Origin of the sequence: Nocardia sp. NBC_00416, assembly GCF_036032445.1 — a bacterium.
Classification (GTDB): Bacteria; Actinomycetota; Actinomycetes; order Mycobacteriales; family Mycobacteriaceae; genus Nocardia.
In genome coordinates this window covers 4734971-4747482 of record NZ_CP107932.1, presented here as the reverse complement: position 1 = coordinate 4747482, position 12512 = coordinate 4734971, and the positions used below count along the sequence as shown (strand labels likewise).

Here is a 12512-nt window from a genome sequence, read left to right as displayed (position 1 = left end):
CCCGCGCCCGTCGCCCGCCGTGTTCACGACCTAGACTGCACCCCATGAGCGGTATCGAGCGTCCGCGGCGATTGCGGCGTACGCCGGCGTTGCGGCGGCTGGTGGCGGAGACCAGCCTGGAGCCCCGGCATCTGGTGTTGCCGATGTTCGTCGCGGACGGGTTGTCCGAGCCCCGGGAGATCAGTTCGATGCCGGGGGTGTTCCAGCATTCGCTGGATTCACTGCGTAAGGCCGCGGTGGAGGCTGTGGCGGCCGGTGCCGGCGGGTTGATGTTGTTCGGGGTGCCCAGGCCGGAGGACAAGGATCCGGTGGGCAGTGGCGCCACCGATCCGGCGGGCATCCTCAATCGTGGATTGCGGGCCCTGGCCGAGGAGGTCGGGGATTCGACCGTGGTGATGGCCGATACCTGTTTGGACGAGTTCACCGATCACGGCCATTGCGGCGTGCTGGATCCCGCGGGTGCGGTGGACAACGACGCGACGCTGGTCCGCTATGTCGAGATGGCCTTGGCGCAGGCCGAAGCGGGCGCCGATCTGCTCGGCACGAGCGGGATGATGGACGGCCAGGTGGGGGCGATCCGGGACGCGCTGGACGAGGCGGGCCGGACCGATACCGCGATTCTGGCGTACGCGGCCAAATACGCCTCGGCGTTCTACGGCCCGTTCCGTGAGGCGGTGGCCTCGTCGTTGCAGGGCGACCGGCGCACCTATCAGCAGGACGCGGCCAATCGCCGCGAGTCCATCCGGGAATTGGAGCTGGATCTGGAGCAGGGCGCCGATATCGTCATGGTCAAACCGGCCATGTCGTATCTGGATATTCTGCGCGACGTAGCGGATCGATCGCCGGTTCCTGTTGCGGCTTACCAGATCTCGGGGGAGTACTCGATGATCACCGCGGCGGCCGAGCGTGGTTGGATCGATCGTCGCGGCGCCGTACTCGAATCACTGACCGGCATCCGCCGCGCGGGCGCGGACATCGTGCTCACCTATTGGGCGACGGAGGCAGCGCGCTGGCTAGCATGAGTCCGCCGGCCGATATTGTCACTGCACGGCAATTATGGTGGGGCGTAATAGGTTTGGGTGTGGGCCGGTTGGTCGTGTCGCTGGTCGACACGCTCGCCGACCGGGAGCGGTTCAGCGCCGAGTTCCGGGATCGCATGATGTCCGCGGATACGCAGCTGACGCCGGCGACCATCGACCTATTGGTGACGATGGGCGCGGTGCTGGGATTGGTGTTGGGCCTGGCCGTCGCCGCGCTGGGGGTGTTGGTCGTGCATCAGCTCGGCAAGGGAAAGCTGTGGGCGCGGACCCTGCTGACCTTCGTCGGTGTCTGGCTGGTGATCACCGGGGTCGCCGCGCTGTTCTCCATCGGAGTGGTGGAGGGAGTCGGGCCGTTGATCTCCGGGGCGGGGTCGATCGTTCAGGCGGTGCTGGCGGCCGGTGCGATCTTCCTGTGCCAGCGGCCGGAGTCGGTGAAGTGGTTCCTGCCGCGCGGTCGCGGCCCCGGAAAGTCGTGAAAGCGTGAACCCGGCTTCCTGACCTGGGGATTGACAACGTAACGAACGCGGAGTTTGTTCCCGGTATTCCGCCATGTATGGTGAGGGCTGTCACAGAGGACATGCCAACGGGCAGCCTCGGGTACCCGGCCAGTAGGGCGGAATCCGAATCGCCCGGGGATCGGAGGCAACGATGCGAGTGGTGATCCAGCAGCCACAGAGTATTCGGCGGGATATGCTCGTACTCACTCTTATGGTCCTGTTCGGTGTTCTCACCGTTGCGGTTCTGCTGATCCCCGGCGTCATCGGCTGATCCGAGTGGTTCTCGTCACCGGTCCGGCCGTCCATGCCTGACCGCGTCGATACCACTGCGGAAGCCGGAGAGCTTCTGTTCGCCGAGCCCGGTGCACGCTGGCGAGCGGTCGCGTACGGCCCCCTGATCTGTGTACTGCTCCTGGTCCTGGAAATCGTCGCGGGTGCTACCCCGCATTGGTTCGCGCTGCTCTTCTGCGGTGCGTTGATCAGTGCGTTCGCGGTCGTGCAGGTGCACGCGGCACGTACCCATGTCAGTGTCGAACTCACCCGGGGTTTCCTGCGCAACGGTGCGGAGACGACCCCTGTACGGTCACTCGCCGCCGTGTTGCCGGTGGATTCCGACGAGCCCTGGCAGGACGGCCGGGCGCTCGGAGAATTGAGTGGGGTGCCCCGGCGGCGTACCGCGATCGGGCTGCGCCGTACCGACGGCGAACTGATCCGCACCTGGGCGAAGGATCACCGGGCGCTGCGTTCGGCGTTGAACGACGCGGTTGCTCCGCCGGTCGCTGATCTCGCGCCGGACACCGGTCGCGACGATTGATTATCCGGTCCCGCGCGGGCAGCATCAGGTGATCGCATCGCCTGCCGTCGACCAGAGGAGACCTGTGAACCGTCCGCTCGTGGTGCCTGCTGCCGATATCGCGCTGGCCGTGCTCGGGATCGCGCTGGCCGCGCTCTGCTGGAACCTGGGGGTGCAGAACACCGATTTCCCGGCGACCGGTGATGTTCCGGCGTACACCGGGACCCGCTATGTGGGGCCATGGCTGTTCTTGGCCGCTCTGCTGGTGGCCGGCGCCGGTACGGCTGTTATCGACGCCGTGACGCGGATCGTCCGTCCGTCCCGGCAGGCCTGATCGCCGCCGCGCGGCCTACCACTGCTGATAGATGTCGAACACTCGGGGCGCGCCCGGTACGTGGAAGAAAACGATGACCGAACCGCCGTTATCGGCGGCCTCCAGGATCACCTGACGCAGCGACGCGTGGACTGCCCCGTTCTCGTCGCGGTAGAGGCGGGTGTCGCTCTGCAGTCCCGCGCCGATCCGCGAGGGCGGTACGACATGGTCGACCAGGGCCGGGACCGGGCCCTCGGCCAGCGCCGCCGTTTCCGGGTTGTTCAACCGAACTCCGGCGCGGGCGTTGTCGGGGTCGACGACGGGCTCGGCCGCGGCGGCCGCGCCCCCACCCAGGCCGGTCGCCAGGACTCCGAAGGCGACCGACACCAGAGACAGAGCCGCACCACTCATGGCAATACGCAAAACGACCTCCCCGGCCGGTGATTCACACTGTTGATCCGATGCAGACAGACACTACGCACTCGGGTCGGGACCCCGCCGTATTTGGGTTCGCCAGTGTCGTCGTCGCGGCGCACATCACTTATGTCGCACCCTGTCGTCGACGCCGCCGGGGCAGGCTGCCAAACTGGAGGCCGTGAGTTCTCTGCGCGTGGCCGGTACGGCGGTGCCGGCCTCCAGTCAGCTTTTCCAGCGAGCCGAAGCGGTTGTTCCCGGAGGGGTCAATTCCCCGGTGCGGGCCTTCGGTTCGGTGGGCGGCACGCCGAGGTTCATCGCCTCCGCTCGGGGCTGTCATCTCACCGACGCCGACGGTAACGATTATGTGGACCTGGTGTGCTCGTGGGGGCCGATGATTCTCGGTCACGCCCATCCGGCGGCGGTCGAGGCGGTCCGGGAGGCCGCGTCGGCGGGGTTGTCCTTCGGTGCGCCGACGGCGGCCGAGGTGGAACTGGCCGAACTCATCGTCGAGCGGGTCGCTCCGGTGCAGAAGGTGCGGCTGGTGAATTCCGGTACCGAGGCGACGATGAGCGCCGTCCGGCTGGCCCGCGGTTACACCGGGCGCGCCAAGATCATCAAATTCGCCGGCTGTTATCACGGTCATGTCGACGCCTTGCTCGCCGAAGCCGGTTCGGGGGTCGCGACCTTCGGGCTGCCGACCTCCCCCGGGGTCACCGGCGCGCAGGCCGCCGACACCATCGTGGTGCCCTACAACGACCTGGACGCCGTGCGCGCGGCGTTCGAGGCGCATCCGGGTGAGATCGCCGCGGTGATCACCGAGGCCGCCGCCGGGAACATGGGCGCCGTCGCGCCGCTGCCCGATTTCAACGCCGGGCTGCGCCGGATCACCTCCGACCACGGCGCGCTGTTCATCATGGACGAGGTGATGACCGGTTTCCGGGTGAGCAGTGCGGGCTGGTACGGCCTGGATCCGGTGGCCGCCGACCTCTACACCTACGGGAAGGTGATGAGCGGCGGGCTGCCCGCGGCCGCGTTCGGCGGCCGTGCCGAGGTGATGGACCGGCTCGCTCCACTCGGTCCGGTATATCAAGCGGGCACGCTGTCCGGTAATCCGGTGGCCGTCGCCGCCGGGCTCGCCACGTTGCGCGCCGCGGACGCGTCGGTGTACGCCGCGCTGGACCGGCACAGTGAACAACTCGGGATTCTGCTCACCGAGGCCCTCACCGGCGCGGGGGTACCGCACCGGGTGCAGTTCGCGGGCAATATGGTGAGCGTGTTCTTCGCCGATGATCCGGTACTCGATTACGCTGCCGCCAAGGCGAGCCAGACGTGGCGTTATCCGGCCTTCTTCCACGCGCTGCTCGACGGCGGGGTCTACGCGCCGCCCAGCGCGTTCGAGAGCTGGTTCGTCTCGGCGGCGCTCGACGACGCCGCATTCGACCGTATCGCCGCAGCCCTGCCCGCCGCCGCAGCAGCGGCCGCGAGCGCCACACCCGAAGGAACTCGCGCGTGAGCAAGACCGATCCCGAGCGCGTCTCCGCCGACCCGGTCGGCCGGGTCGATCCCGCCGCGCCCCCGCAGACGGCCGCCCTCGAGCCCACGGGTGCGGTCGCCTCGTCACCGCCGGTGCCGGGCGCGGACGGTGACGAATCGGTCGAAACCATCGTGCACGTGCTGCGGCACGGTGAGGTGCACAACCCGCGCGGCATCCTGTACGGCCGGCTGCCGGGATTCGGGCTGTCGGTGGCGGGCCGGGCCCAGGCCGGCGCGGTCGCGCGGTCGTTGGCCGATCACGATATCGCTCTGGTCATCGCGTCGCCGCTACAGCGCGCGCAGGAGACCGCCGAACCGATCGCGGGCCGGCACGGTTTGAGCGTGCGCACCGACGAGAACCTCATCGAAGCCGGTAACACGTTCGAGGGTTTGCGGGTTTCGGTCGGCGACGGCGCATTGCGCAAACCCCGGCACTGGTGGAAGCTGCGTGATCCGTTCACCCCGTCCTGGGGTGAGCCGTACCTGCAGATCGCACACCGTATGCTGGCCGCGGTGAACAAGGCGCGGGTGGAATCGGCCGGCCGCGAAGTGGTGCTGGTCTCCCATCAGCTCCCGGTGTGGACGTTGCGCCGGTTCCTGCAGGGGCAGCGCCTCTGGCATGATCCGCGCAGCCGGCAATGTGGTCTGGCCTCGCTCACCTCACTGGTGTACCGGGGCGATACGCTCGTCGATATCGTCTACTCCGAGCCCGCGGGCGGTTCGGACCCGACGGTGCACGGCGCATGAGACGAAGTGCCGCGGTGTTCGGGCTCCGGCTGGTGCCGGCGCTCGCCGCACTGCTCTGCTTGACCGGGGTGCCCGCCTGCTCGACCGGTACCGACGCGGTGGCCACGGGTGGCACCTTCGAATTCGTCTCGCCGGGCGGGCAGACCGATATCTTCTACAACCCGCCGTCCGCGCGGGGAACCATCGGCGAACTCTCGGGTCCGGATTTGAAGTCCGACGACGGCAGAACCGTCTCGGTGGACGATTTTCCGGGCCAGGTGGTAGTCGTCAATTTATGGGGGCAGTGGTGCGGACCCTGCCGCGGCGAAGCCCCCGCGCTCGAACAGGTCTACGAACAGACCAAGGATCTCGGGGTCGCTTTCCTCGGGATCAATGTCCGCGATTTCCAGCAGGACAAAGCACGCGATTTCGTTATCGATAACAACGTGGGTTATCCGTCGATCTACGACCCGTCGATGCGCACGCTGCTCGCGCTCGGTGGAAATTTCCCGACCAGCGTCATTCCGACCACTCTGGTGCTGGATCGGGACCACCGGGTCGCCGCGGTTTTCCTGCGCGCCCTACTCGCTGAAGATCTTTTACCGGTGGTGCGGAGCATCGCCGCGGAGGGAGCAAAATGAGAAGCCTTCGATCACGAGGCGTACGCCGCTACGGGGCTACCCGCCCACCGCGCGGGGTACGTGCCGAGGTCCTGGTGAAATCCTCGCTCGGTTCCTGGGAGCTACAGCCCGCGACCCAGCAGCCCGGCGGCAGCGATCGGCGGGTGTCGAGTTCGCGTCCGTCGGGCGGCCGGGGATCGACCGCGCCGGGCAGCCGCGGTGACGAACGGCGGGCGAGCACCGAAACCGAATCGGAGCGTAATTCGCGTTGACGGTGCTGGCAGGAGTGGGGGAGTCATTTCAGCAGACAGCGGCCTCGGGGCCGCTGTTGCTGGCCCTCGGCGCCTGCCTGCTGGCCGGTCTGGTGTCGTTCGCTTCGCCGTGCGTGGTGCCGCTGGTGCCGGGGTATCTGTCCTACCTGGCCGGTCTGGTGGGTGCGCAGGCGCCGCCGGCGACGGTGGACCAGGCCCGGCGCGACCGGGCCGCGGCGGCGGCCGGTGGTTCGGCGACGGCGGTACTCACCGAGACCGCCGATGCCGGACCGGTTCGTCCGCCCGATTCCGGACGCCTGCGAGTCGCGGGTGCGGCCGGGCTGTTCGTCACGGGGTTCACGGTGGTGTTCGTGCTGGCCACCGCGACTGTTTTCGGAATCGTGCAGACCCTCAACGTCAACCGGGAGTTGCTGCAGCGGCTGGGCGGCGTGGTCACCATCGTGATGGGTCTGGCTTTCCTGGGGCTGATCCCGGCCCTGCAGCGTGATACCCGGATGGAGCCCCGGCGACTCGCCGGAATCGCGGGAGCCCCGCTGCTCGGAGCGGTGTTCGCACTCGGTTGGACGCCGTGTCTGGGCCCGACGCTGTCCGGTGTGATGGCGGTGGCCGCCGGTACCGAGGGCACCACGGCGGTGCGCGGTGTGGCGTTGATCGTCGCCTACTGCCTCGGGCTCGGGCTGCCCTTCGTGATCCTGGCCTTCGGGTCGGCGAGCGCGTTGCGGGGCGTCGGATGGTTGCGGCGTAACTCCCGCAATATCCAGGTGATCGGCGGCATTCTGCTGGTCGCGGTGGGCGTGGCCCTGGTGACCGGCGGCTGGGATCAGTTCGTCGGCTGGGTGCGCGACGGTTTCGTCTCCGGGGTGACGCTGCCGATATGACCGTGACAGACCACCCCGAGGCGCCCCCGGTTCATCCGCCCCGGCAGACCCTGCTGGGCCGTGCCCGGGCGCTGCTGCGCAACGGCTGGCGCGGGCTCACCAATATGCGCACCGCGCTCGTACTGCTGTTCCTGCTGGCGCTGGCCGCCATCCCCGGCGCCCTGCTGCCGCAGCGCAGCCTGAACGAACAGAAGGTCGCGACCTATATCGCCGACCGTCCGGTGCTCGGTGCGTGGATGGACCGGTTCGAGCTGTTCGACGTGTTCTCCAGTTTCTGGTTCACGGCGATCTATGTGCTGCTGTTCATCTCGCTGGTGGGCTGCATTCTGCCGCGCACGGTGGATCACTACCGTGCCCTGCGCACCCCGCCGGTGCGGGTGCCCCGCAATCTGACCCGGTTGCCGCACCACCATCGGGTGGTGCTGGACGGCGCCCCGGACGAGATCGTCGATCGGGCGCGTACCCGGTTGCGGGGCTGGCGGACCGAAGTCCGGCCGGGGGAGCGCGACGGTGAGGTCACGCTGTCGGCGGAGAAGGGGTACACCCGCGAGCTGGGCAATCTGGTGTTCCATCTGGCACTGGTCGGGTTGCTGGTGGCGATCGCGGTCGGAAAGTTGTTCGGCTACGAGGGCAATGTGATCGTCATCGCGAACAACGGGCCCGGATTCTGTACCACTTCGCCGGCGGTGTTCGACTCGTTCCGCGCCGGGAATGTGAACGACGGCACCGGGATGACCCCGATGTGCGTGAAGGTGAAGAATTTCCGGGCCGATTATCTCGACAACGGCCAGGCCGAGATGTTCACCTCCGATATCGCCTACCAGCAGGGCGCGGATCTGGCGACGGGCACCTGGCGGGATACGACCATCAAGGTGAATCATCCGCTGCGGGTGGCCGGGGATCGCGTCTATCTGCAGGGGCACGGCTACGCGCCGAAGTTCACCGTGACCTTCCCGAACGGCGAGACACGGACCGAAACGGTGCAGTGGCAGCCGAACGATATGCAGACCTTCCTCTCCAGCGGGGTGTTGCGCATCGATCCGCCGGGCGGCATGTACTCCACCGAGGCCGAGCGCCGGCAGAACCAGATCGCGATCGAGGGTCTGTTCGCGCCGACCGCGAGTTTCCACGGTTCGCTGCTCACTTCGGTGTATCCGGAACTCACCGATCCGGCGGTGGCGGTGGACGTGTATCGCGGCGACACCGGTCTGGACACCGGCCGGCCGCAGTCGATTTTCGCGCTGGACCAGGAGATGGTGCGGCAGGGCCGGCTCAGCAAGGAGGCCCGGGTCAATCTGCGACCGGGCGAGTCGACGACGTTGCCCAACGGCACCGAGGTGCGATTCGACGGCGCGGAGGAGTTCGTGAACCTGCAGGTTTCGCACGATCCCGCACAGCAGTGGGTGCTGGTGACCGCGCTGGTGATGATGGGCGGGCTGTTGGTCTCGCTGCTGGTTTCGCGGAGGCGGGTCTGGTTGCGGGTGACCCCGGAGGGTACCGTGGACCAACGACGCGTCGTAGTAGAGATGGGCGGGCTGGCCCGCACCGACCAGGCCGGCTGGGGCGGGGAGTTCGATCGCTTGCGGCAACGCCTGCTGGACGCGTCCGGCGACTGAGCGCCCGCTCCCGGAATACGGCGTGGGTCACCACGCAAGGGCAGTGCGACTGCCCATCGAGCACGCGGTACGAGGAGATGAACAATGCCGATCGACGACACTCTCGCCGGCTACAGCGATCTCGCCTTCAAAACGGCGATCGTCGTGTACGCGCTGGTGTTGGTGCTACTGATCGTGCAGTACGCCTCGGCGCGCGTCCGGCAGGTGACCGATCGGGAATTGGTGTCGGCCGGTGGTGTCGCCGCGGGCGGCGATATCCCGGGAAAGATCAGCGAAACGCCCACCGTGCCGCTGTCGGAACGCCTCGGCAATATCGCGTTCTCGGTGCTGTTCGTGGCGGTGGCGCTGCATATCGGTTCCATCGTGCTACGTGGTTTCTCGACCGGCCGCTTCCCGCTCGGGAACATGTACGAGTTCGTGACCATGGCGACCGCGGCCGCCGCGGTGGTCGGCCTGGTGTTCATGCGCGACGCACGCTTCCGCGGCATGTGGGTGTTCCTACTGGTGCCCATGCTGATCCTGATGTTCCTCGGGGGCACCGTGCTCTACACCGACGCGGCTCCGGTGGTGCCGGCGCTGCGTTCGTACTGGCTGCCGCTGCACGTCACGATCGTGAGCCTGGGCAGCGGGGTTTTCCTGGTGTCGGGTGTGGCGAGTCTGTTGTTCCTGTACCGGCTGCGTCAGCCGGAGGGCTCGGAATCGGCGAATATCCTGGGCGTGATCGCCCGCCGGCTCCCCGACGCCCGAACGCTGGACCGGCTCGCCTACCGCACCACGATCATCGGGTTCCCGCTCTTCGGTGCGGGCGTCATCCTCGGCGCGATCTGGGCCGAGGCCGCGTGGGGGCGGTTCTGGGGCTGGGACCCGAAGGAGACCTGTTCGTTCATCGCCTGGGTGCTCTACGCGGCATATCTGCACGCGCGCGCGACTTCGGGCTGGCGTGACACGAAAGCCGCGTGGATCAATGTGGCGGGATTCGTGGCCATGCTGTTCAACCTGTTCATCATCAATATGGTCGTTTCGGGGCTGCACAGCTACTCCGGTCTGAGCTGATCCGGCGCGTATTTCTCGCGCCGTAATGATCGTTACTCCGCCGCAATGCTCAGTTGCTATTGTTCGGTCGAGTTATTTGCTGAACTGTATGCGTCCCGATGGTTCCTGTGATTTTTATCGGGTGTGAACGGTCATTTCCCCTCCATAGCGCGGTAACGCCGCGGCGAGCAGTGAGGAGAGCGGCAGTGGATTCGGAGAATTTCAGTTCGGATAACGGCGGCGATACCGATTACCGTGCGTCGGTGGCCGCGAACAACGCGCTCATCTGTGGCCTGGAGCCCGACTCTCTGCTCAGATTGGTGCGCACCTCGGTGGGACTGCCGCCCGAGGCGTTGGAACGGCTGGCTGTGGTCGCGGATAAATTACGGGCCGTGGAGGGCCTGCCGCAGCTGGACAGCACTGCTGATTAGGCATGCCGCCGCGCGCCGCGGGAAAACCCGCGGCCGGGCGTTATCAGCCGAGGCGATCAGTGCTCGGCTGAGCCCGGATCGCCGTCCCGATGTTTCTGCTGACGCGAGATGCGCCAGAGGAATTCGGGATCGTCATCCGGGCCGAGAACACGTTTACGGGTCGGTCCCGGAGCGGACGGGGGATGCCCGGGGCCGAATGCCTTCCAGCACAGCACCGCGATCGTCACGATCGCAATGAGTGCCAACAGGTACATCACGTGGCTCACCTCCTTCAACGAGGTTAGCTCTCGGAGCGGCCGGTGGGTATGTGCGGCCGATATGCCATCGCTGTGGTGATCGGCGCCGATCCCGTTCCGGCCCGGGCCGAGCTCAGCCGTTCGGCCGAGCTGCCCTGTGCCGAGGTCGGTGGTCCGGCCTCAGCTGCCGCGTACGGTCGCCTCGGTGGTGAGCGATTCGAGCAACCGCAGCACCTCGGATTCGCGGAACCGGCGATGACCACCCGGAGTGCGCAGGGAACCGAGCCGTCCCGCATGCGCCCAGCGGGTGACGGTCTTGGGGTCTACGTGGAACAGGGCGGCAACCTGGCCCGGGGTCAACAGGTTCTCCTGTGCCCCGACGGCGATCGCGGTCATGGCAAACCTTTCTGTTTCGTCACGTTTTCTCATCGGATTCCGACATAGTGGCACCGAGACCCCCGGGTGTTCGAACCACCTACTGTTGGTAAAGCGGAGGTAATGGACAAAACGGATACGGCGCGCGAGGGCACTCGGCGGTTCGCTTACGCTGGTCAGGTGAGTGACGCGAACCTATCCGAGGAACCGACCGCCCCCCGGCCCGGTACGTCGCCGGGCCGCCGGCTGGCGCGCAATCTGGGGCTCTACACCCTGGCCCGGCTGGTGCTGGTCGCGGTGCTCACGGTGGTGATCATGGTCGGCGCGGCGGTGGTCACGGTGGAAATACCGCTGGTCGTGGCCATCCTCTTCGCGATCGTTATCGCTTTGCCGCTCTCGCTCGCGCTGTTCAAGGGCCTGCGCGGCCGGGTGAACGCCGATATCGCGGCCGTCGACGAACGCCGGCGCCGGGACAAGGCCCAACTGCGGGCGCGGCTGCGCGGTGAGCCCGGGTCCGCCGAATCCGAGGCGGCCCCGAGCGCGCCGGAGCGGGATGAGGACCGGGGTGAATCGGGCAGCTCCGGCGGCTCGGCGTGAAATCGTGCGCGCGCGGCAATCCGCGGGGCTGGGCCGATGAAGCGGTACGGCTCATCGACGCCGACGCGCAGCGCAGCGCCGATACCCATCTGCTGCGTTATCCGCTGCCCGCGGATTGGAACGTGCAGCTCTACCTCAAAGACGAATCCACCCATATCACCGGCAGTCTGAAACACCGGCTCGCGCGGTCGCTGTTCCTCTACGGGCTGTGCAACGGGTGGATCACCGAGGGAACCACGATCGTGGAGGCGTCCTCGGGATCGACCGCGGTGAGCGAGGCGTATTTCGCGCAACTGCTCGGCTTGGATTTCGTAGCGGTGGTTCCGGCCCGGACCTCGCCGCAGAAGATCGCCCTGATCGAGGCGCAGGGCGGGCGGTGCCACTACGTCCAGCGCGCACCCGATATGTACGCCGAGGCGGCCCGGCTGGCCGCCGAATGCGGTGGGCACTATCTGGACCAGTTCACCAATGCCGAACGCGCTACGGACTGGCGCGGGAACAACAATATCGCCGAATCCATCTTCGACCAGTTGACGCTGGAGACCCATCCGGTACCGGACTGGATCGTCGTCGGCGCCGGTACCGGCGGCACCAGCGCGACCATCGGACGGTATCTGCGCTATCGGCGGCATCCGACCCGGCTGGCGGTGGTGGACCCGGACAATTCCGCGTTCTTCGGCGCCTACGAGACCGGAAAGCGCGACTATACGACCGGGATGCCGTCACGGATCGAGGGAATCGGCCGCCCGCGGATGGAACCTTCGTTCGTACCGGAGGTGGTGGATCGGATGATCCACGTCCCCGACCCCGCCTCGATCGCCGCGGCGCGGTTCGCGAGCCGGGGGCTGGGCCGCCGAGTGGGCGGGTCCACCGGCACCAACTTCTGGGGCGCGTGCGGGCTCATCGCGCAGATGCTGGCGGCCGGGCGCAGCGGAAGTGTGGTCACCCTGCTCTGCGACGGCGGCGAACGCTACGCCGGAACCTATTACAGCGACGAGTGGATCGCGGAGCAGGCCTGGGATCTGATCTCGCCCACGACGGTCCTGGAGGAATTCGTGGCCACGGGCCGCTGGACCGCGTGAGCGCCACTCGGAGTCGACGACGCGCTCGCCGGTCGGCGCAGCGCATACGATGAC

Annotated in this window: 17 protein-coding genes; 14 read left to right on the top strand and 3 right to left on the bottom strand. The window is 67.6% G+C overall.

The genetic code is table 11. The annotated features are described in order from the left end of the window. The first annotated feature begins 44 nt into the window (after positions 1-44). The 4 genes from hemB to OG804_RS20265 all read left to right on the top strand — a co-directional run bounded on the left by hemB (position 45) and on the right by OG804_RS20265 (position 2664). Positions 45-1022, top strand: coding sequence for a porphobilinogen synthase (gene hemB, locus OG804_RS20280; RefSeq protein WP_328388795.1), 978 nt, complete (start codon positions 45-47; stop codon positions 1020-1022). Positions 1023-1081: 59 nt separating this feature from the next. Beyond that, positions 1082-1516: a hypothetical protein gene (locus OG804_RS20275; protein ID WP_328388793.1), complete on the top strand. Its 435-nt coding sequence runs from the start codon at positions 1082-1084 to the stop codon at positions 1514-1516. 325 nt (positions 1517-1841) lie between these two features. Continuing rightward, positions 1842-2351, top strand: coding sequence for a hypothetical protein (locus OG804_RS20270; RefSeq protein ID WP_328388791.1), 510 nt, complete (start codon positions 1842-1844; stop codon positions 2349-2351). 64 nt (positions 2352-2415) lie between these two features. Beyond that, positions 2416-2664: a hypothetical protein gene (locus OG804_RS20265; RefSeq protein ID WP_328388789.1), complete on the top strand. Its 249-nt coding sequence runs from the start codon at positions 2416-2418 to the stop codon at positions 2662-2664. A 15-nt stretch (positions 2665-2679) separates the two neighbouring features. Here OG804_RS20265 and OG804_RS20260 read toward each other — a convergent pair whose 3' ends face one another. Then, complete coding sequence (locus OG804_RS20260; protein ID WP_328388787.1) at positions 2680-3054, bottom strand: hypothetical protein; 375 nt, start codon at positions 3052-3054, stop codon at positions 2680-2682. Positions 3055-3238: 184 nt separating this feature from the next. Between OG804_RS20260 and hemL the strand changes: the two genes are divergently transcribed. The 8 genes from hemL (at position 3239) to OG804_RS20220 (ending at position 10168) form a co-directional block, all read left to right on the top strand. Next, a complete protein-coding gene (gene hemL, locus OG804_RS20255) occupies positions 3239-4573 on the top strand; it encodes a glutamate-1-semialdehyde 2,1-aminomutase (RefSeq protein ID WP_442941585.1) in 1335 nt (444 codons plus the stop codon). A 113-nt stretch (positions 4574-4686) separates the two neighbouring features. Further along, positions 4687-5340 (top strand): histidine phosphatase family protein, encoded by a 654-nt coding sequence (locus OG804_RS20250; protein WP_328398555.1) that lies wholly within the window; start codon positions 4687-4689, stop codon positions 5338-5340. Beyond that, positions 5337-5960, top strand: coding sequence for a TlpA disulfide reductase family protein (locus OG804_RS20245; protein WP_328388785.1), 624 nt, complete (start codon positions 5337-5339; stop codon positions 5958-5960). The genes OG804_RS20250 and OG804_RS20245 overlap by 4 nt, the downstream gene beginning before the upstream one ends. Next, a complete protein-coding gene (locus OG804_RS20240) occupies positions 5957-6211 on the top strand; it encodes a hypothetical protein (protein WP_328388783.1) in 255 nt (84 codons plus the stop codon). The genes OG804_RS20245 and OG804_RS20240 overlap by 4 nt, the downstream gene beginning before the upstream one ends. After that, positions 6208-7089, top strand: a complete 882-nt coding sequence (locus OG804_RS20235; protein WP_328388781.1) for a cytochrome c biogenesis CcdA family protein — start codon at positions 6208-6210, stop codon at positions 7087-7089. Before OG804_RS20240 ends, OG804_RS20235 begins: the two co-directional genes overlap by 4 nt. After that, a complete protein-coding gene (resB, locus tag OG804_RS20230; protein WP_328388779.1) occupies positions 7086-8705 on the top strand; it encodes a cytochrome c biogenesis protein ResB in 1620 nt (539 codons plus the stop codon). Before OG804_RS20235 ends, resB begins: the two co-directional genes overlap by 4 nt. Before the next feature lie 84 nt (positions 8706-8789). Beyond that, positions 8790-9758 (top strand): c-type cytochrome biogenesis protein CcsB, encoded by a 969-nt coding sequence (gene ccsB, locus OG804_RS20225; protein WP_328388777.1) that lies wholly within the window; start codon positions 8790-8792, stop codon positions 9756-9758. Between the two features lie 185 nt (positions 9759-9943). Next, complete coding sequence (locus OG804_RS20220; RefSeq protein ID WP_328388775.1) at positions 9944-10168, top strand: hypothetical protein; 225 nt, start codon at positions 9944-9946, stop codon at positions 10166-10168. Between the two features lie 56 nt (positions 10169-10224). Here OG804_RS20220 and OG804_RS20215 read toward each other — a convergent pair whose 3' ends face one another. Beyond that, positions 10225-10425 carry a hypothetical protein gene (locus OG804_RS20215; RefSeq protein WP_328398553.1) on the bottom strand — a complete coding sequence of 67 codons (201 nt, stop codon included), beginning with the start codon at positions 10423-10425 and terminating at the stop codon, positions 10225-10227. A gap of 159 nt (positions 10426-10584) precedes the next feature. Then, entirely contained in the window at positions 10585-10800 is a 216-nt protein-coding gene (locus OG804_RS20210) for a BldC family transcriptional regulator (protein ID WP_328388773.1), read from the bottom strand. A 225-nt stretch (positions 10801-11025) separates the two neighbouring features. On the opposite strand from OG804_RS20210, the gene OG804_RS20205 reads away from it, so the two are divergent. Beyond that, positions 11026-11376: a DUF4229 domain-containing protein gene (locus OG804_RS20205; RefSeq protein WP_442941892.1), complete on the top strand. Its 351-nt coding sequence runs from the start codon at positions 11026-11028 to the stop codon at positions 11374-11376. Beyond that, the gene (locus tag OG804_RS20200) at positions 11373-12458 is read left to right on the top strand and encodes a PLP-dependent cysteine synthase family protein (RefSeq protein ID WP_328388769.1); all 1086 of its coding nucleotides are present in this window, start codon (positions 11373-11375) and stop codon (positions 12456-12458) included. Before OG804_RS20205 ends, OG804_RS20200 begins: the two co-directional genes overlap by 4 nt. Positions 12459-12512: the final 54 nt, after the last annotated feature.

Excerpts from the sequence above, each read along its gene's own strand:
- hemB (WP_328388795.1), top strand. The coding sequence starts at position 45 with ATGAGCGGTATCGAGCGTCCGCGGCGATTGCGGCGTACGCCGGCGTTG.
- OG804_RS20270 (WP_328388791.1), top strand. The coding sequence starts at position 1,842 with ATGCCTGACCGCGTCGATACCACTGCGGAAGCCGGAGAGCTTCTGTTC.
- OG804_RS20240 (WP_328388783.1), top strand. The coding sequence starts at position 5,957 with ATGAGAAGCCTTCGATCACGAGGCGTACGCCGCTACGGGGCTACCCGC.
- OG804_RS20245 (WP_328388785.1), top strand. The coding sequence starts at position 5,337 with ATGAGACGAAGTGCCGCGGTGTTCGGGCTCCGGCTGGTGCCGGCGCTC.
- resB (WP_328388779.1), top strand. The coding sequence starts at position 7,086 with ATGACCGTGACAGACCACCCCGAGGCGCCCCCGGTTCATCCGCCCCGG.
- OG804_RS20210 (WP_328388773.1), bottom strand. The coding sequence starts at position 10,800 with ATGACCGCGATCGCCGTCGGGGCACAGGAGAACCTGTTGACCCCGGGC.
- OG804_RS20260 (WP_328388787.1), bottom strand. The coding sequence starts at position 3,054 with ATGAGTGGTGCGGCTCTGTCTCTGGTGTCGGTCGCCTTCGGAGTCCTG.
- ccsB (WP_328388777.1), top strand. The coding sequence starts at position 8,790 with ATGCCGATCGACGACACTCTCGCCGGCTACAGCGATCTCGCCTTCAAA.